This is a genomic window from Marinobacter sp. M1C (assembly GCF_023314135.1).
In the GTDB taxonomy this organism is placed as follows: domain Bacteria; phylum Pseudomonadota; class Gammaproteobacteria; order Pseudomonadales; family Oleiphilaceae; genus Marinobacter.
Genome location: NZ_CP092289.1, coordinates 2307277 through 2324764, shown reverse-complemented (window position 1 = coordinate 2324764; position 17488 = coordinate 2307277). Strand labels below are relative to the sequence as shown.

The following is a 17488-nucleotide window of genomic DNA, read 5'->3' as shown; positions in this document are numbered from 1 at the left end:
AATCAGCCCTGTTATCCCAATTTTGAAGGGGGCGTATTCAGTTGGTCAAAGCAACACTTCGGTTAGCCTATCGGTTGGACTGTGAAAGGCCAACGTTTTTCTGGGCCGGTTGTTTAGCTTTTCCGCCACCTAATTCAGGTCATGCTGAGAATCTCTTGATAGGCAACTGCCTTTTGGGAGGTACTGTCTCAAGAGGCCATTGGTATTTTCATTCGCTCCGCGTTGCCATGGATTGGGTGCTGCCCCACTTCCAGAGTCGAGCTGAATAGTTACTGCAGATTTACCTGTCCTTGGTATTTTCCAACAACCGACCAATCCGCCAGAATCTGAATCATAACCCCTGTTTCAATTTCATCAGTTACTGAAAAGTCGGGAAACAAGCCCACTCCGAATCCGTTTAGAACCGCGTCTTTGCGAATTTCGGTGTGGTTGGCGATATAGCGACCAGAGGTCGTGACGCTCGCTGCCTCGCACCCTTTAGGAGCACTTGGGAACCAAAAGCCTTGGGTACGCCGATTTTCAGCCGCCCTTGAGGCTCACCACAAATCTGATCCGCTACGTCCAGCACATCACGTGCAGAGTCTAGAGTTACCCTGCATTGCGCGAAAACTCGCTCACCTGCAGAGTTAAGACGAAGGTTTCGAGTGGTCCGCTCCAGCAGCTTGACCGAAATCCAGTCCGGCGTTGTCGCCGCAGGCGCTCTGGTAGCGCGTGCGGCGACTGAGCCCGACTTCCTGATGCGACTCCCGACTTCCGCGGAGTATCAGGCCTCAACAACCCTCAGGTCAGCGTTATGTTTATAACAGCAAGGAGAACGAGCGCCAATGCCGCTGGCCATGGGCTTCGCAACACAACGCCAAACATCGTCAGCGGGATCAGAACGGTTAGTGCCGCCAGTATGTGGGGCAATTCCGCCACGGCGCTTACTGACATACTGACTACGTGGATAAGCCCTAAAGCTCCAAGCAGCAGTCCAAACCAGACATTCCAATTACGACGTTGTGACGACAATTTCCTTTTCCCTTCTAGTGTCTCGGTGGTTATCGCTAAACATTAACGGTCAAAATGCACTTGTAAAAAAGCGTTTTATCTTTTTCAATATACGTTCGCGAATGGGTTAAAGGAAAACCGGCATCAGGCGACCTTCGCCAGTGTGCAGTCTGTATCAGCAGACTGGGACTGGCGGAATCTGCCTCGTGCTGCGGGTATAAAATTGAGCCGATGACAGAAGCACCTAAATGATAAAGGCACCTAAATGACAGGAGCACCTACATGACGGGCCCACTCAACGGCATCCGAATTATTGACCTGACCGCCATGGTGTCTGGCCCTCTGGCTACTATGATGCTGGCAGACCAGGGCGCTGAGGTGATCAAGGTCGAAAATCCTTCCGGCGGCGATTTCACCCGCTCTGCCGCCAATCGGCAGGGCAATGTGTCAGCGTCTTTTCTCAATAACAACCGCAATAAGAAATCGGTCGCGCTCAATCTGAAAGAGCCGGCGGGTCGCGAAGCGCTGTTAAAGCTGGTGGCCACCGCCGATGTGTTTGTGCAGAATTTCCGCCCCGGTGTGATCGACAGGATGGGCCTGGGCGAGGACGAATTGCGCAAGGTGGCTCCGAACCTGATTATGGTGTCCATCAGTGGGTTTGGTGACACCGGTCCCTTTGCCCAGCGGCCGGTTTACGATCCGCTGATCCAGGCCCTGTCTGGTTTGGCCACGGTGCAGGCCGGCACTGACGAACGTCGTCCGCAACTGGTCAGAACCATTCTGCCTGACAAACTCACTGGCGTTGTTGCTGCCCAGGCCATCACCGCGGCCCTGTTTGCCCGCGAGCGCACCGGTGAGGGTCAACATGTCCGGCTGTCCATGCTGGACGCCATCATCGCGTTTCTGTGGAGTTCTGACATGGGCAGCCAAACATTTGTGCAAGGCGAATTGCCACAGCAGGCCGCTGCCAGCTTTCAGGATTTGATCTACGAGACCACCACTGGCTATATCACCATTGCGGTGCAGAATGACCGCGAGTGGCAGGCACTGATCCGTGCGGTGAATCGGCCGGAATGGGCCGAGGACCCGAGTTTCCTGACGGCAGAGCTACGGCAGAAAAACATCGACGCCCGGCTCGATCTGATCCAGTCCGTAATCAGGACAGACTCTGCCGAGCATTGGCTGGCGCGACTGGAAGAAGAGTCGGTGCCTTGCGCGCCGGTACTGACCCGCACGCAGGTGCTCGACCATCCACAGGTTCAGGCCAATGACTTACTGGTGGAGTATGACCACCCGCAGGCGGGTCACATTCGCCAGACCCGCGCTCCGGCCCGATTCTCAGCCACGCCAATGCAACCCTGGCAAGGCGCACCGGCCCTGGGTCAGGACACAGTGGCTTCGCTGGCAGGCTGTGGCTATTCCAGTGACGACATACAAACGATGGTCGATTCAGGCGTGGCAGGCCTGCCAGAGTAAGAGCCGCCACGATGGATTTCAGTATTACTCTTCAACCCCTCCAACCCAGACCTTGTAAATAAAGTAGGGCGGCTTGCCTTGATCTTTACCACCTGTGAACGGTGGCGCTTTGTGCAGCTGATTGACCGCAACGTAGAGCCAGCCCTGCGGGCCCATGCGAACACTGTCAGGCCAGCTGAGACGCTCGTCTCGCACCAGGGGTTCCAGATTACCTCCGGGTGGCAGTACATCAATGCCGTTGTGATTGAGGTTAGTGAAGAAGTGTCGGCCTGTGGCGTCCGTATCGGCACCGTCGGACACGGGTTTGGGCCCAACCCGGACAATCGCATCCGCAATTTTCTGTTCACTGGCGTGCTCGCGCAACAGTTTGGCAGGCACGCTGAACCAGTCCAGACCATTCATGGCGCCAAAGTAGACGATGCTGCGGTCATCCGACAGGGTGATGGGATTGGACCCGACGTTCGCGGGTGCGCCGCCAAACTGTATGGCCTCGCCATTGATCACCATGCGCGCATCGGCCTGCGGTTGAAGCGATGCATGACCTTGGAAGCGCCAGGTCTCGCCACTTGCCAGGTTGACCGTCAGCAGGCCGGGATTGGCGATATCCGCCAAGTAGGCAAAGCCCCGGTCGCGGTCAACCACCAAGTCCTGAATAAAACTGCCTTTCGGCGCCACATCTGCTGGCACCCACCTTTAATAGCAATCTACGGTATTGTCAGCGGCTTATTAGTGGTAAAAACTGCAGGAATAGTCATAAAACCAGTGTTATTAGAATCCTGATGACTCTAGCAAAGTGCTGTGGTCTGCTAAGGGTTCTCGGCCTCATCCGCGACGGCTGCCAGAGGCTCGCCATCTTCGTCCAGGAGCTGGTTATTGTACGCCGCCTGAAGGCCGGTTTGGTCTTCAATCTCCTCCTCGGGCTCATGGTCGATGTAGCGCGGGTAAAGTGGCGACAACATTGCTACCAGGATGCCGATCGCGGAGAAAGTAGCAAATGCATTGGCGTAGCCGAATTCGCTCACTAGCATGCCGACAACGGGCGAGCCGGTTGCCTGCCCGAGCGAGACAGCCATGAATGGTAGTACCGGCCCCATTGACAATCGGCCCGGCAACAGGCGGATGCCGGTCATCAGATAGAGCCCTGTCAGGCTCATATAGGCCAAACCGAAGACCAACGCGGAGAATGCCGCGAGCACCAGCTGATCAGGGCTGGCAGCAAGTAGTGCCAAACTCGCGGACAACATCACCAGCATCAGTGAATGTGTGATGGGTGGGTTGTTGCGATCGGCCAGGTCGGCCACCACGGCACCTCCGATGCCGGCGATACCAACCGCTAGCCACAGCCACCCGGTTGCAGAGGGTGGTAGGCCGCCGAGGGTGATCATTAAATCGGGTGCGAAGATCCAGTACGCAGAGGAAACGAAGCCCATCACGAATGCAAACAGCGAAAGCCTGAACAGACGCGACCACTGCAGGGCGCTGATCGGAGTTGGTGGCGCAGAATTCGCGGGAATGACCCGAGACACGGAAGGGATAAAGTACCACGCGGCAACGGCGCCAATCCCCGCCAGAATGGCGAAGGACAGGTACGCGGAGCGCCAAGCGCTAGACAGGAACAGAACCACCGGTACGGCAACGGCCACGCCAATGCTGGTGCCCGCATTCATGACTGAACTGACACGGCCGTGCACCGCGCGGCTCACCATAGCCTGCATGGCGGCCGTGAGCGCCGGCATCATAAGGCCCGTGCAGATGCCGCACGCGAACACGCCCACTCCGAGCGACAGAGCACCAGACGCCTGGCTGATAAGCGCCAGACCGACGACGCCAATACCACACGACAGGACGGCTGTGTTGCGGGCACCGAGACGATCAGCGGAGAGCGGTGCCACCAACGTCGCCAGAAGGAAACTGATAAGCGGCAGCGCGCCGATGATACCGATTACTTCAGGCGTAAGACCCAGCTCGGCCCGGATAGGGGGTACAAATAGACCAAAGGCGAAGCGCGCTAGCCCGTAACTGATCGCGATCAGCGCTGCACCAAAGAGCGCAAACCCTGTGTTCGAGAGAGACTTCATGCCACCTCCGCCAGTAAGGCATTGAGGATTCCCGGAAACAGAAGCGTGGAAACCGGAAGTCGGGTTAGATTTTTAGATGTAATTTGGGCTTTAGTTGTACCAGAGATAGTGTTTAAAAATAAACCTGTCTCAGTTTTTCCTTTCACAAAACCGGGAAAGATCTATTTCGTTTGGTGTCATGCTGATTTCTCAGAAAGTGGGCGAGCACCAGCGTCTAGAAAGTAAATGGTTACATTCGAGTAGTATGTAAGGGACAGTGATCTAACTGCTTGGTGAACCACGTAATTATAGGTGCCGCGTACGTCCCCCACATCGGCAGTATTTTTTCTGGGGTCTTGGTACGCTTAATTTGGAGATCGTCGACATGAACGAAGCATTGGGGTCTTTTTCAACGGCACACAACAGTGATCCGCTGAGCAAACATCATACCCCTTCGGGCTTTTCTGACCGCGTGGCCTTTCGCTTAACCAGGCTTCTACGTTTTTTTGCGGATCTTTTTTTTGCCAAGCGTTATGGACACCGTGCGGTGGTGTTGGAAACCGTAGCAGCCGTACCGGGGATGGTCGGCGGGATGGTCGGGCACATGCGCTCGCTTCGTCGGATGGAAGACAATCGGGAATGGATCCACACGTTGCTGGAGGAGGCTGAAAACGAACGCATGCACCTGATGACGTTTGTACAAATTGCTCAGCCCAGCTTTTTGGAACGGGTGCTGATTTTGCTTGCGCAGGGGGTTTTCTTTACCAGCTTTTTGTTTCTCTATGTTATTTCTGGCCGCACCGCACATCGGCTAGTGGGTTATTTCGAAGAAGAGGCGGTGTATAGCTATGGTGAATACCTGGCCGAGGTAGACAGTGGTCGTTTGGAAAACGTGGCCGCGCCGCAGATTGCAATTGACTATTGGAAATTGCCCGCCGATGCGACTTTGCGCGATGTCATTATAGTGGTCAGGCTTGATGAAGCGGGTCATCGGGATGTTAACCACCGCTTTGCCGATAGTTTTGATCATTGATCACGTGTTTTGGTCTTCAGGCCAGGCTCTTAATTAAATATTTGGCGTGAATGTGCAGTGCCAGTGCCGCCGCCTCTTACGTTATGGAATCTTAGGGGCGCGGCGACTTCTGTGGAGGAACCTTAGGCGTGCTGGCATTTTTTTTACGCCCAAGCCCGAAAAAAACAGTCTTCGATTTTTGTCCTAAAGAACCAAAACTCTTTTTCGAGGCTTGAATTCCAGCCGCTATGCCCGATAGAGCAGATTGCCGTTGACGATTCAGGCCTTCCATTCCTGCCTTCGCACCTTCAGATACAGTGGTAGAGAAAGAGTTTACGGTCAGGAAAATTGTGCTGACACGTTCTATGGCCATCTCCTCGCGCTCGTCAATGGCTCCGTCGGCTTCTGCTACACCGGTAAGAAACGAGATGATCTCGTTAGACATGGATTTGTAGTTGAAGCGACCAGCGACGACTGTGCAACGGCAACGCCCGTTGTTGCGCCGGTAGCTGCATCTACACTGTCGATGAGGTGCTTCTTGAGCTTTAGCGACGTGTAAGCGTCCTCGCCGATGTCAAGTTTCAGCTTGAATCGAAGGGGGTCCTGAATCACCTTTTCGACGCTTTGCATCACGTCTTCTGTCTGAGAATCGATCATCGAATTTGGTCTGCCGCTACAGGAAGGTTGAGAGTAATGAACATTCGAAGATCACTAGGAAAGGTGACAATCGGTTCGGGTTAGAAGTTGCAGTTATGGTAAAATATTGTGTTCTAAAAGACGGTTTTAACTGAGCTGGATTCACCAAAGACTAGGAATTACATTTTGACCAATAATGATGTTTTACGCCGTGTACGTTATATCTTTGATTTAAACGATAGTACGATGATTGAAATCTTTGCTTTGGCCGATTTTACCGTAACCGAAGAGCAAGTTTCTGCCTGGTTGAAAAAAGACGAGGACGATACTTTTCTCAAGCTAAATGACACAGCTCTAGCCGTTTTTCTTAATGGCTTCATTATCTATAAGCGTGGCAAACGCGATGGTGAGCAACCAGAGCCAGAAAAACAGCTCAATAATAATATTGTATTCCAGAAGCTGCGAATTGCTTTAAATTTAAAGACTGACGATATTCTAGCTATTTTTCAGTTGGTAGAGCTTCAATTAAGTAACCATGAATTAAGTGCGCTTTTCCGCAAACCAGGTAATAAGAATTACCGGGAGTGCAAAGACCAGATTCTTCGAAACTTTTTGCTGGGCTTGCAGCGCCAGGTACGGCCAAACCATAGTGATTCAGCTTCGGAACTTTGACATCCTCCCCGCCCTGAAGGGCGGGGATTCCTACTGCGCTCAGGCGTGGCATTGAGCCATCCTTGAGTCGCTTCGGTGGGTTCCTGTTGCTGACGGCATTACCGCACCGTTCACTTCACAGGTTAACCGGGCATGACCTGCCCTTAAAATATTGATGGCGGCGTTGAGGTCTGCATTTTCAGCATACCCACATTCGACACATTCGAATTGCGATTGAGTCTTGCGATTCTCTGCGGAAATATGACCGCAGGCCGGACACGTCCGGCTGGTGTTACGAGGGTTGACGGCAAACACTTCACCGCCCAGCCACGCCTGTTTGTATTCCAACTGGCGGCGGAACTCGCCCCAGCCCTGATCGAGAATCGACTTATTAAGGCCGGATTTGGCGTTTACGTTTCGTCCTGGTGCCTCAAGTGTGCCGCTTGCTGACTTGCTCATATTCGTGACTTTCAGATCTTCGATGACGACCATCGCGTGGTTTTTGCTGATGATGTTCGAGGTCTTGTGGAGAAAGTCATTGCGGGTATGAGCAACCCGTTGATGCAACTTGGTGATACGGGCCTTCGCCTTTTTCCAATTGCTGCTGAATTTGACCTTGCGGCTCATGCGTCGCTGATACTTTGCCATCTTAGCAGCGCTGGTACGCAGCGCATTGACCGGCTCGAACATCGTGCCGTCAGAGAGCGTCGCGAATAGCGTGATACCCGCATCGAGGCCGACTATCGACGTTGATGGATGTAGTGGCTGCCCAACTTCGCGCTCGGTCTGAATGCTGGCGTACCACTTGCCAGCCACACAGGAAACGGTGATGTTCTTTGCCAGTCCGATGATGCCACGGCTCTTGCGGTAGCGAATCCAGCCTAGCTTTGGGAGTCGAATACGTCGATTGGCTTCGTCAATCTCGAAACCTTGCGGAAAGCGAAAGCTGTCTGACGACCTACCTTTTTTCTTGAATTGTGGAAAATCGGCACGCTTCTCAAAGAAGTTCTTGTACGCAGCGGCCAGGTCTTTTGTGACTTGTTGTAGTGTTTGTGAGGGAGAGTCGCACAAGTACGAGAATTCCTGCTTCCACGCTGGCAGCCAATTATTCATGCCAAAGCTATTGGTGAATTTTTCACCGGCAGTCTGTAGCTCTTGCTGACGATTCAAAGCCAAATTCCAAATCTTGCGAGCATTACCAGCGTACTGACGCATGGCGCGGATTTGCTCACCGTTTGGCTCAATCTGAAATTTGAATGCTTGAAGGCGTTTCATAGCTCAACCATAGTTAGTCTATGGAAAAAAACAATGATATTAGGCACGGGCGGCATTGCGTTTTTAGGATGCACGTTCACTTGGTATTTGTGACGAAATATCGTCGCGGCGCAGCAGCAAACGCCGGAATGAGAATGTTGCTAACGAGAGGGACACCTGCGGTGTCCGCGCTATTCATCCCCGGCCTGAAAGCCGAGGTTTTCCGCGCATTCCGATAAAATATTCACAAGCACCGTTCCGGGTTACTGCTTCGGCAAGGGCTCAATCCGGTTGATGTCTCCCGTGGGCGGCTGTGGATTGTCTTCCAGTATCACCAGCACACCCCCGATGATGATCGCCAGCCCGACTACGGCTTTCAGAATATTGGATTTATTCATGGGTATATCCCCGTCAGGTTTTCAGTCACTGTGTATTTTTGATGATTCAGAGTAGGTTGTCGGTCAAGCAAGAGAATCTCAAGCTCTGGCGCATGAATTTTCCGTCATGCTGCGAATGTCGCGTCGACATGATTGTCAGGCTATTCAATACTTGAAAGCGCAACCTAACGTTCTGAATAAAAATTGTAAATAAGAGGATGGCATCATGACGTCTGAATCGGATTCCCTGCTGTTAGTCGATAATACGGGCGGCGTAACCACGCTGACGCTGAACAATCCGACCGGTCGTAACAGTTTGTCGATGACGATGCTGCAGGCGCTGCATGACCAATTGATGATATTGGCCGATGACGCCGCAACGCGGGTTGTAGTTTTGGCCGCCAGTGGCAAGGTGTTTTGTGCCGGTCATGATTTGAAAGAGGTGCAGGGTCAGCTCGGCAGCACGCCGTTTATGCTGTCGCTGTTTGAGTTGTGCAGCAAGGTGATGCAGCAGATTGTGAATTTGCCGAAACCGGTGATCGCCCGGGTTGATGGCGTAGCCACAGCGGCGGGCTGCCAGCTGGTGGCCAGTTGCGATCTGGCGGTTGCCGGTGAAACGGCGCGTTTCGCGACGCCCGGGGTAAATATTGGTTTGTTCTGTTCCACGCCAATGGTGGCGCTGTCTCGTAACGTATCACCAAAACACGCGATGGAAATGTTGCTCACCGGCGAGATGATCAATGCGGCGCGAGCCGAGCAAATCGGGCTGGTGAATCGGGTGGTTGCCGATAGCGAGCTGAAGAATGCGGTTGCGCAGCTGGCGGCTACAATTGCCAGTAAATCTGGTCACACTCTAAAAATTGGCAAACAGGCGTTTTACAGTCAGCTGGAAATGCCCCTGCACGAGGCTTATGCCTACACCTCAGAGGTAATGGCGAAGAATCTGGAAGCTGAGGATGCGGAAGAGGGCATTTGCGCGTTTCTGGCGAAGCGGCCGGCTAAGTGGCTGGATCGCTAAGATCCATTGGCGCAAAGCGCCGGATTTGTCAGTAAGCGATCGCCCAGCGTTAACTGATAACGGCTAAAAAAACCGGCGTTCATCTCGATAGCCTGAACATATTCGGCGCCTGCCGGGTAAGTCGGGCAATTGAACGCCGCCACAGATTCGCAAGGCTCCATCCGATTAATGGCCACAATGCTGCCTTGCTCGTTTACATAGGCAATGTCTAACGCTATCAGTGTGTTGCGCATCCAAAAGCTGTTTTCGGCAGACTGAAGGCTGCCGTAGTCAAACAACATACCGCTGCGGTCTTTCAATTTTTCCCGCCCCATCAGGCCGATGCGCCGCTGTTCTGCTGTTTCGGCCCACTCCAGGCTAACGGTAACGCTCTGTTCTTCACTGACAAAGCACGCTGCTCGCGCCGGTAACACCTGAGACTCAATAGCACTGGCGCTCGTGGTGCACGCCGCCATCAGCAGCGATGCTCTCAGGGCAATCATTCTTGGTTTGAACGCTACCAGTTTCATGGGCGCAGTTTGTATCCGGTTTTGAAAATCCAGCTTATGGTCACCAAACAGGCGGTCAGAAACCCCAGCGTCATCAGTAGGCTAACGCCAATATGCACGTCTGACACGCCGAAAAATGCCCAGCGAAATCCACTGATCAGATACACCACGGGATTGAACAGGCTGACGGTTTGCCAAATGTCGGGCAGCATGTCGATTGAATAAAAGGTGCCGCCCAGAAATGTCAGGGGAGTCACAATCATCATTGGAACAACTTGTAACTTTTCGAAATTGTCAGCCCAGATACCGATTATAAAGCCAAACAAGCTGAAGGTGACGGAGGTCAGCACCAGAAAAGACACCATCCAGAACGGGTGTAAAATGCTGTAGTCGACAAAAAATTTCGATGTAATCAGAATAATTAAGCCCAGTATCACCGATTTTGTGGCCGCAGCACCTACGTAACCTAATATTACCTCTATATAGGATATGGGCGCCGAAAGCACCTCGTAAACGGTACCTGAAAATTTTGGCATGTAGATGCCGAAAGATGCGTTGGAAATGCTGTGCATCAACAGTGACAGCATTACCAAACCCGGGACGATGAATGCGCCGTAAGGCACATCGCCAATATCGCCCATGCGAGAGCCTATGGCCGAGCCGAATACCACGAAATACAAGCACGTGGAAATCACCGGCGAGAGTATGCTTTGCATAAGGGTCCGCTTCATGCGGGCCATTTCAAATTTGTAAATGGCGCTTACGCCGTAAAAATTCATGCCGTTCTCCATAGGGTGTTTACTGGTGCACCAGCCCAACAAATATGTCTTCAAGAGAGCTTTCCCGGGTTTTCAAGTCGCGGTATTCAATACCCAGGTCGCCTAGCGTTCGCAGCAGGTGGGAAATGCCAGTCTGCTCGTGCTGGGTGTTAAAGGTGTAAATCAGTTCATGGCCAGACTCTGACAGCTCCAGGGCTTCCGCCGCCAGTTCGGGGGGTAAGGACTCGAGTTTGTTCTGCAGTTGCAGGCGCAATTCTTTTTTCCCCAACTTGCTCATCAGCCGGTTTTTATCTTCCACCAATATGATTTCACCTTGGCGGATAACCCCAATACGATCCGCCATTTCTTCGGCTTCTTCGATGTAGTGGGTAGTCAGAATGATGGTGACGCCACTTTCCCGTAGCTGCCGAACCAGCGCCCACATGTCCCGACGCAGTTCTACGTCTACGCCGGCGGTGGGTTCGTCCAGAAACAGGATACGTGGCTCGTGGGAGAGGGCTTTGGCAATCATCACTCGGCGTTTCATGCCGCCAGACAACGTCATTATGTGGTTGTTGCGCTTGTCCCACAGCGACAGTGCCTTCAGTATTTTTTCAATGTGAGCCGGATTTGCCGGTTTACCGAACAACCCACGGCTGAAAGAGACAGCGGCCCAAACGGTTTCAAACGAATCGGTGGCGAGCTCTTGCGGCACCAGACCTATGGCCTGCCGCGCTTTACGATAGTCGCGAATGATATCGTTACCCCCCGCCAGAACTTGACCCGACGACATGTTCACCAGCCCGCAAATAATACTGATCAGCGTGGTTTTGCCCGCGCCGTTGGGGCCTAACAGCGCAAAAATTTCGCCGCGGCTGATGTCCAGATTGATGTCCTTCAGGGCCTGAAAGCCGCTTTCGTAGGATTTGTTGAGATTTTTTACGGAAATTTCCGGTTGCACGACATCATCCTATTTTAAAATAAGTAAATACTGGCCTGTTTTCAAATGAGTAAGCATTGACTGAACGGTAGCAAGCGATCATTTTGTCATGACTTTGATCGTCTTAGAAACCTTTGAATGGGCGGGAACAATGTCCATAATGCCATTTTCTGCAACAAGGCGTGCCAATGATACGTGGGATAAGGGCTTCGGGTTTGAAAATAGGGTTGATTGTAGGGGTTATTGCCGTCGCCGTTCTGGCGTTGCGCTGGCTCGATGGCTCAAACAGTGAAAAGACCGGGCAACAAACCAGCACTTGTAACCTTCAGCAGAGCGACTGTGACTGGCAACAACAGGGCCAAAGCTGGCGGGTAAGCCTGTCTGACATCACCACGAATAACGACACCGAGAACAATTATCGCTTGGATATTGTAGCCCCTGGCGCTCCACAGCCGTTATTAGTGGTGTTACGCGGCGAGTCTATGTACATGGGCGAATACCCGGTGCCACTGGTGCGCGAAGGCAATGGCTATTACGCAGAATTTTCCGCGCCTTTTTGTACCACCGGCAACGCTATGATCTGGCGCGTAGACTTGCAAAAGGGCATGACGCCGCTGGGCGATCAACCGCCGTTCAGACTGGTGTTTCAGGCCGATTGATCCACCAAGGTTATGTTGGCATTGGCAAGGGTTTCTTTAACAACGCCGACCACCGCGGCGTGAGAATAGCCACACTGGCGTAATGCCAACAAACAGTCTTCAACATTGCTCGCAGGCACGCTTGCTAGCAAGCCTCCTGCGGTTTGCGGGTCAAACAGCAGCGGATAAACCGGATGATTTTGCCACTGGCCGACCTGCTCAATACGGCTGGCTGCGCCGCTGTTGGCCATGTGTAGCGAGCTTAGAATGCCCTGGCTGCTGGTTTCTAATGCGCCGTCCAGTAGCGGTATGGCAGCAAGATTAAGCTCTGCAGCGCAACTCGAGGGGCGCAGCATTTCTGCCAGGTGCCCAAGCAGACCAAAGCCGGTAACGTCGGTGCACGCTGTGGCGCCGTGTTGCTGAAAACACTCGGCAGCGCTGGCGCTGGACTGCACCATGCAGCGCAGGGCTGCGTCAATCCAACGGCCTTTGGCAATAAGCTTCGCATGTGCGGCCAGCAGAGTACCGGTGCCTATGGGCTTGGTGAGAATAATGGCGTCACCGGGTTGCATTCCGCCCTTGCTCATCAGCACATCGGGATCGATCAGGCCGTTCACCGCAAACCCCAGAGCCAGTTCCTGGCCTTCGCCGGTATGCCCACCCACCAAAGCGCAATCGGCGTTATTCAGCACGGATACAGCCCCCGCCATCATCTGGTAGATTTGCTCTTCCACTTTGCTTTCGATGCCGTAGGGCACGGTGGCGATAGCCGTTGCGCTTTGCGGTATTGCACCCATGGCAAAAATATCCCCCAGGCTGTGATTGGCGGCAATCTGACCAAACAGGTAGGGATCGTCAATAAAGGCACGGAAGAAGTCCACCGTTTGTACAATGGCTTTGCCCGGAGGAATGCGCAATACGGCTGCATCGTCCGGAGCGTGAAGGCCGACAATGACATCATCGCGGTTCACCGGCTGAAGCTTTGACAGCGCGCGGGACAATACCGTGCTTCCGACCTTAGCGCCGCAACCTCCGCAGCGCATGGTGGCCAAAGACAGCGCTTGGGCGGCATCGTCGGCGGAGCGTGCAGCGCCTGTATCCGGTTTAACCTGATTATCAGGCATGGCCGGCAGCTCTTTGAATTTCTTCATAAAGCGACGGTCGATCTGGTCTTTCCAGCGCCACACCAACGCGCCGGATACGCTCAGTTTACCGCGCGAGGCCACCGCGTAGCGGTCACCGGTAGAAATTAACGCCAGCCATTTTTTCTGAGGGTGATAGTTCAACGGCGTTTTGCCAAGGGCCATTCGGCGCAGATTATCGGCCAGCGGTTTGCCTTGGCGTACCGCAAATACCCCGGCTTTTTCGCGCGGGTGGTGAATCATGTTGGCAATATCACCAACCGCAAAAATGCGATCGTCGTTTTCAACCTGAAGCGTATCGCGAACTCGAATAAACAAGCCGTTGTCCAGCGCCAGTCCGGTTTGGGTCAACCATTTCGGACCGCCGGCGCGGGTTACCCAGAGCACTTCGTCCGTTATTAAGGGCGATTTTTCGCCTTCAATGTGTAAGGTTCGGGCGGTTACCTCGGTTACTGCCGCACCCAAGTGAACATTCACACCCCGCTCAGCCAGGGTGCGTTCAAACACGGCACGTACTTTAGGGCTGTGGGTGGGCAATATCGTGTCAGCGGCATCCAGTATGTGCACATGGAGTTCTACCGCCTGGCTGGCAATGTTGCGTAGTTCATTCTGCAAGCGGTATTGCATGGCCATAGCCATCTCAACGCCGCCAGCGCCTGCACCTACCACCGCCAGTGTGAACGGGCCCTGGTGTTGTTTTATGCGGTCAAGCAAGTCAAGCCAGTGCCGATTAAAGCGGTTAATAGGTTTCACGGGTACGGCGTGTTCGGCGGCACCTTTTACATCGGCAGTACGTGGTGAAGAGCCAATGTTGATAGAGAGCAAATCGTAGCTGACGGGCGGGCGATCACGGCAGATAACATGCTGGGTAGCGGTATCGATGCCGATGGCTTCGTCCCGGTAAAAGCGCGCTCCAGAAAATTCAGCCAGTCGGCTTAAATCGATATGGACGTCGTCATGGCTGTAGTGGCCGGCAATGTAACCGGGCAGCATGCCAGAGTAGGGCGTGTCGGTGTCGCGGCAAATCAGCGTTAAACGCACACCAGCTACGGGGTTCATGGCGAACTGCCGCAGAACCCCGACGTGGCTGTGCCCGCCGCCAATCAGGACAATGTCCTGTAATACAGGCTGGTCAGGCTTTTGCATTAAACGATTTTCTTGGCTTCAGCCGCTAGTTGGTCAAAGCCCTTGATGCTGGCAAACGCTTTCAGCTTTTCTTGGTCTTCGGCGCTGGGGTAAGCAATCTGGCCGATCGCGGTCAACCCGGCTTCGTTCATTTTTTTCTGGGTAGCGGGGCCAATGCCTTTGATTCGGGTCAGGTCGGCGGGATCTGCCAGTTGAGTTGATTTTGCCTTGGTCTTTGCTGGAGCTTGAGCGGGTGCCTTTGCCGGTGCTTCAGTAAATGTAGGCGCAGTTGTAGAAGTAGGTGCTGGCGCAGGTGCGGCTTTGGCCCTGGTTTTTTTGGGCGCTTTAGATTTCGGTGCTTTTGATTTTGATGGCGCGGATTCCGAGGGTGCTACAGACTCAGACTTTGCCTTTTTTTTCTTGGATACTGCAGGAGTCGGCAACATCGGTTTCTTTTTGCTTGGCTTACCTTCGTCGGCGTGTCCTATGCCCAATCGTTCCAGCAGGCTGTTTTGCATTTCTTGAAACTCTTGAAGCCGACGCTCGAATTCGTCGTTGAAGCGCTTCATTTCGCGATCGCGCAACTCGTCTATGTCTTTACGCAGCTTGTGCACAGGTTGTTTTATCTGGTTTTGCAGATTGTCGAACTGCTTCAGAGCATCATTAAACAGACTTTCAATGTGTGACGTTGTTTTAGCGAACTTCTTGTTTACTTTTTTTACTATCTTTTCGACGTTTTTTGGCTTTTCTTTCTTGGCCATGATGGTGTCCTCAGGCGGGTTGGGGCAATACATTTGCTGTGAATGGCACAACTGAATAGCTGAAAATCACTACAGAGTTGGTTCAGGCCGTCTTATGTAACGCTGCGCCGGGGCCTGATGAGCGGCGGGATTGAATGGACTGCTTTCTGTTTAACACACTGCGAATACGACTTAAGCGATCATTCAAATGGGGATTTTTTTGTGGGTCTGGATCCACAAACTCAACGGAGTAAAAAAAATTGCTACAGTGTTTTCGACGCTGGATAATTACGCCGCTTATGCCTTGGGCGCAGATTTCGTCTACCGGCATGGTCATCACCAGGTCCAGAATAATGGTGTCGCCCGGTTCGAACACTTTGTCACTTTTCAATACGCAGCCGTAAGTGTCCAACTCAAACACTGGAACATTAACACGTTCTTTACGAAACAGTCCGCGCCGAAAACGGAAGCGGGCGCGTAAATCGGGCAATGCCTCATTCATCAGTAAAGATTCCTGCCGTCATGTCAGCTTTTAACGAACCTTGTTGCTTACTCCCTAAAGTACAAGGTTCGACCGGTTTTTCAACCCACTGTTAGAAAGGACGTGTTTTTAGCTGATAGAGATCAACCCGGCGATCTTTCAGGTTGGTCACCGAACCTTCATTACGCACCAACGTTAATTTTGCCAGATCCAAATCAGAGAACATGATCATTTCAGTGTTTGGTGTAGTTTCTGCCATTACCGCATCGTGGGGGAAGGCAAAATCCGAGGGTGAGAACACCGAAGACTGCGCGTACTGCACGTCCAGGTTTTCTACCTTCGGTAAGTTACCAACACTGCCGGTGATCACCACGTAGCACTCGTTTTCGATCGCGCGTGCCTGGGCGCAGTGGCGTACCCGTAGATAGCTGTTTTTGGTATCAGTCCAGAAGGGTACGCAAATGATGTCTACTTCTTGCTCAGCTGCCATGCGCCCCAGTTCCGGGAACTCAATGTCATAGCAGATCAGAATAGCAACGCGGCCGGCGTCTGTTTCGAACACCTTGAACTCGTTGCCGCCTTCAATCACCCAGTCACGGCGTTCGTGCGGCGTTATGTGAATTTTTCGTTGTTCATCAACACGGCCATCGCGGTGGCACAAGTACGAGACGTTGTAGACCCGGTCGTTTTCAAGCAGCGGCATGGAGCCGGTGATGATATTGATGTTGTAACTGACCGCCATGTCAGACATTTCGTTACGAAACTGCTCGGTAAAGCCAGCCAGGAAACGTACTGCACGAGTTTGGTCAACCTGATCCGTCAGGCCCATCAAAGGCGCATTGAAAAACTCAGGGAATAGAGCGAAGTCGCTTTTGTAATCCGACAAGGCATCCACAAAATACTCAACCTGCGTCAACACTTCCTCAACCGATGCGAATTCACGCATTTGCCACTGCACCGCACCCATACGAACTTGGGTTTTGCGTGTGTTGAGCACAGAAGAGGGGGGGACGTACAAAATGTTCCGCCATTCCAGCAGGGTGGCATAGCCCAGGGATTTTTCATCTTCCGGCAAATACTTGTGCAATAACCGGGTAACTTGAAAGTCATTGGAAAGCTGAAAGCTCAGAATCGGATCATAAATATCTTTACGGCTTACCCGCTCGATGTATTCGGCCGGTGTGCAGTGGTCTTTGTATTTATGATAAAAAGGAATGCGCCCGCCCGCTAGAATGGCCCGTAAGTTCATAGAGCGGCACAGTTCTTTGCGAGCCTCATAAAGCCGTCGGCCGAGGCGATAACCGCGGTATTCCGGGTGAATGAACACATCCAACCCGTACAAAGAATCGCCTTTTGCATCGTGCCGAAGCTTCTCATCACGCATGATAAGATCGTCATAGGTGTGCGGATTGCTGAACCGTTCGTACTGCACGGCAACTGTCAGCGCCACGGCTACCAATTCGCCGCTTTCTTCAATGCAGATCTGGCCGTCTGGAAACTGGTCTACCAGGGCTTTGATGGTGTCGCGGGGCCAGGCACCTCCAATGTCATGGTACACCCGGTCCATTAGTATTTGCAGTTGGTCGTAATCATTCAACGTCAAGTTGCGAAGGTTCAAGTGCAGTTCTTCATGGGCCATAAACAGCGGCTCCCGCAGGCGTTAAGTCAATTGGTGGCGCGGTAAAAACACGCGCCCTCAGAGAGT

General features: G+C 52.9%; 18 protein-coding genes and 2 pseudogenes. 6 read left to right on the top strand and 14 right to left on the bottom strand.

The annotated features are described in order from the left end of the window. Positions 1 to 45: 45 nt before the first annotated feature. Positions 46 to 234, bottom strand: a pseudogene (locus tag MIH19_RS10980) (IS30 family transposase); the annotation flags it as partial. Positions 235 to 780: 546 nt separating this feature from the next. Beyond that, positions 781 to 1011, bottom strand: a complete 231-nt coding sequence (locus tag MIH19_RS10975) for a hypothetical protein (protein ID WP_249008885.1) — start codon at positions 1009 to 1011, stop codon at positions 781 to 783. A gap of 261 nt (positions 1012 to 1272) precedes the next feature. Between MIH19_RS10975 and MIH19_RS10970 the strand changes: the two genes are divergently transcribed. Continuing rightward, the gene (locus MIH19_RS10970; RefSeq protein ID WP_249008884.1) at positions 1273 to 2466 is read left to right on the top strand and encodes a CoA transferase; all 1194 of its coding nucleotides are present in this window, start codon (positions 1273 to 1275) and stop codon (positions 2464 to 2466) included. A gap of 24 nt (positions 2467 to 2490) precedes the next feature. Here MIH19_RS10970 and MIH19_RS10965 read toward each other — a convergent pair whose 3' ends face one another. After that, on the bottom strand, positions 2491 to 3141 hold the full coding sequence (locus MIH19_RS10965) for a major royal jelly family protein (RefSeq protein WP_249008883.1): 651 nt from the start codon (positions 3139 to 3141) through the stop codon (positions 2491 to 2493). 131 nt (positions 3142 to 3272) lie between these two features. Next, on the bottom strand, positions 3273 to 4544 hold the full coding sequence (locus tag MIH19_RS10960; protein WP_249008882.1) for an MFS transporter: 1272 nt from the start codon (positions 4542 to 4544) through the stop codon (positions 3273 to 3275). Positions 4545 to 4908: 364 nt separating this feature from the next. Between MIH19_RS10960 and MIH19_RS10955 the strand changes: the two genes are divergently transcribed. Further along, positions 4909 to 5556 (top strand): alternative oxidase, encoded by a 648-nt coding sequence (locus MIH19_RS10955; RefSeq protein WP_249008881.1) that lies wholly within the window; start codon positions 4909 to 4911, stop codon positions 5554 to 5556. Positions 5557 to 5647: 91 nt separating this feature from the next. Here the strand turns inward: MIH19_RS10955 and MIH19_RS10950 are convergent, their stop codons facing one another. Then, positions 5648 to 5980, bottom strand: a complete 333-nt coding sequence (locus MIH19_RS10950; protein WP_249008880.1) for a hypothetical protein — start codon at positions 5978 to 5980, stop codon at positions 5648 to 5650. A gap of 377 nt (positions 5981 to 6357) precedes the next feature. Between MIH19_RS10950 and MIH19_RS10945 the strand changes: the two genes are divergently transcribed. Continuing rightward, the gene (locus tag MIH19_RS10945; RefSeq protein ID WP_249008879.1) at positions 6358 to 6843 is read left to right on the top strand and encodes a DUF1456 family protein; all 486 of its coding nucleotides are present in this window, start codon (positions 6358 to 6360) and stop codon (positions 6841 to 6843) included. Between the two features lie 39 nt (positions 6844 to 6882). Here MIH19_RS10945 and MIH19_RS10940 read toward each other — a convergent pair whose 3' ends face one another. Continuing rightward, positions 6883 to 8097 (bottom strand): transposase, encoded by a 1215-nt coding sequence (locus tag MIH19_RS10940; RefSeq protein ID WP_249013660.1) that lies wholly within the window; start codon positions 8095 to 8097, stop codon positions 6883 to 6885. Positions 8098 to 8117: 20 nt separating this feature from the next. Here MIH19_RS10940 and MIH19_RS10935 point away from each other — a divergent pair. After that, positions 8118 to 8204: pseudogene (locus tag MIH19_RS10935) on the top strand (IS200/IS605 family transposase); the annotation flags it as partial. 135 nt (positions 8205 to 8339) lie between these two features. On the opposite strand, the gene MIH19_RS22450 reads toward MIH19_RS10935, so the two are convergent. Then, on the bottom strand, positions 8340 to 8474 hold the full coding sequence (locus MIH19_RS22450; RefSeq protein ID WP_283164114.1) for a hypothetical protein: 135 nt from the start codon (positions 8472 to 8474) through the stop codon (positions 8340 to 8342). Positions 8475 to 8679: 205 nt separating this feature from the next. Between MIH19_RS22450 and MIH19_RS10930 the strand changes: the two genes are divergently transcribed. Continuing rightward, on the top strand, positions 8680 to 9471 hold the full coding sequence (locus MIH19_RS10930; protein WP_249008878.1) for an enoyl-CoA hydratase: 792 nt from the start codon (positions 8680 to 8682) through the stop codon (positions 9469 to 9471). Here the strand turns inward: MIH19_RS10930 and MIH19_RS10925 are convergent. From MIH19_RS10925 to MIH19_RS10915, 3 genes are read right to left on the bottom strand one after another with little or no spacing between them, the layout of a single operon-like run. After that, positions 9468 to 9980, bottom strand: a complete 513-nt coding sequence (locus MIH19_RS10925; protein WP_249008877.1) for a DUF192 domain-containing protein — start codon at positions 9978 to 9980, stop codon at positions 9468 to 9470. The two genes, MIH19_RS10930 and MIH19_RS10925, sit on opposite strands and share 4 nt — an antisense overlap. Further along, positions 9977 to 10738, bottom strand: a complete 762-nt coding sequence (locus MIH19_RS10920) for an ABC transporter permease (protein ID WP_249008876.1) — start codon at positions 10736 to 10738, stop codon at positions 9977 to 9979. Before MIH19_RS10920 ends, MIH19_RS10925 begins: the two co-directional genes overlap by 4 nt. Before the next feature lie 19 nt (positions 10739 to 10757). Further along, positions 10758 to 11678 (bottom strand): ABC transporter ATP-binding protein, encoded by a 921-nt coding sequence (locus MIH19_RS10915; RefSeq protein ID WP_249008875.1) that lies wholly within the window; start codon positions 11676 to 11678, stop codon positions 10758 to 10760. A gap of 167 nt (positions 11679 to 11845) precedes the next feature. Between MIH19_RS10915 and MIH19_RS10910 the strand changes: the two genes are divergently transcribed. Then, positions 11846 to 12316 carry a hypothetical protein gene (locus MIH19_RS10910; RefSeq protein ID WP_249008874.1) on the top strand — a complete coding sequence of 157 codons (471 nt, stop codon included), beginning with the start codon at positions 11846 to 11848 and terminating at the stop codon, positions 12314 to 12316. On the opposite strand, the gene selD is transcribed toward MIH19_RS10910, so the two are convergent. The 4 genes from selD to MIH19_RS10890 form a co-directional block, all read right to left on the bottom strand. Further along, positions 12304 to 14583, bottom strand: coding sequence for a selenide, water dikinase SelD (gene selD / locus MIH19_RS10905; protein WP_249008873.1), 2280 nt, complete (start codon positions 14581 to 14583; stop codon positions 12304 to 12306). The genes MIH19_RS10910 and selD overlap by 13 nt on opposite strands. Continuing rightward, the gene (locus tag MIH19_RS10900) at positions 14583 to 15323 is read right to left on the bottom strand and encodes a hypothetical protein (RefSeq protein ID WP_249008872.1); all 741 of its coding nucleotides are present in this window, start codon (positions 15321 to 15323) and stop codon (positions 14583 to 14585) included. Before MIH19_RS10900 ends, selD begins: the two co-directional genes overlap by 1 nt. 82 nt (positions 15324 to 15405) lie before the next feature. Continuing rightward, entirely contained in the window at positions 15406 to 15804 is a 399-nt protein-coding gene (locus MIH19_RS10895; RefSeq protein WP_249008871.1) for a hypothetical protein, read from the bottom strand. A gap of 91 nt (positions 15805 to 15895) precedes the next feature. Beyond that, the gene (locus MIH19_RS10890) at positions 15896 to 17422 is read right to left on the bottom strand and encodes a GNAT family N-acetyltransferase (RefSeq protein ID WP_249008870.1); all 1527 of its coding nucleotides are present in this window, start codon (positions 17420 to 17422) and stop codon (positions 15896 to 15898) included. Between the last annotated feature and the right edge of the window lie 66 nt (positions 17423 to 17488).

Coding starts and splice junctions, on each gene's coding strand:
- MIH19_RS10950 (WP_249008880.1), bottom strand. CDS start 5,980: ATGTCTAACGAGATCATCTCGTTTCTTACCGGTGTAGCAGAAGCCGAC.
- MIH19_RS10920 (WP_249008876.1), bottom strand. CDS start 10,738: ATGAATTTTTACGGCGTAAGCGCCATTTACAAATTTGAAATGGCCCGC.
- MIH19_RS10970 (WP_249008884.1), top strand. CDS start 1,273: ATGACGGGCCCACTCAACGGCATCCGAATTATTGACCTGACCGCCATG.
- MIH19_RS10925 (WP_249008877.1), bottom strand. CDS start 9,980: ATGAAACTGGTAGCGTTCAAACCAAGAATGATTGCCCTGAGAGCATCG.
- MIH19_RS22450 (WP_283164114.1), bottom strand. CDS start 8,474: ATGAATAAATCCAATATTCTGAAAGCCGTAGTCGGGCTGGCGATCATC.
- MIH19_RS10900 (WP_249008872.1), bottom strand. CDS start 15,323: ATGGCCAAGAAAGAAAAGCCAAAAAACGTCGAAAAGATAGTAAAAAAA.
- MIH19_RS10930 (WP_249008878.1), top strand. CDS start 8,680: ATGACGTCTGAATCGGATTCCCTGCTGTTAGTCGATAATACGGGCGGC.
- MIH19_RS10895 (WP_249008871.1), bottom strand. CDS start 15,804: ATGAATGAGGCATTGCCCGATTTACGCGCCCGCTTCCGTTTTCGGCGC.
- MIH19_RS10940 (WP_249013660.1), bottom strand. CDS start 8,097: ATGAAACGCCTTCAAGCATTCAAATTTCAGATTGAGCCAAACGGTGAG.
- MIH19_RS10960 (WP_249008882.1), bottom strand. CDS start 4,544: ATGAAGTCTCTCTCGAACACAGGGTTTGCGCTCTTTGGTGCAGCGCTG.
- MIH19_RS10910 (WP_249008874.1), top strand. CDS start 11,846: ATGATACGTGGGATAAGGGCTTCGGGTTTGAAAATAGGGTTGATTGTA.
- MIH19_RS10890 (WP_249008870.1), bottom strand. CDS start 17,422: ATGGCCCATGAAGAACTGCACTTGAACCTTCGCAACTTGACGTTGAAT.
- selD (WP_249008873.1), bottom strand. CDS start 14,583: ATGCAAAAGCCTGACCAGCCTGTATTACAGGACATTGTCCTGATTGGC.
- MIH19_RS10955 (WP_249008881.1), top strand. CDS start 4,909: ATGAACGAAGCATTGGGGTCTTTTTCAACGGCACACAACAGTGATCCG.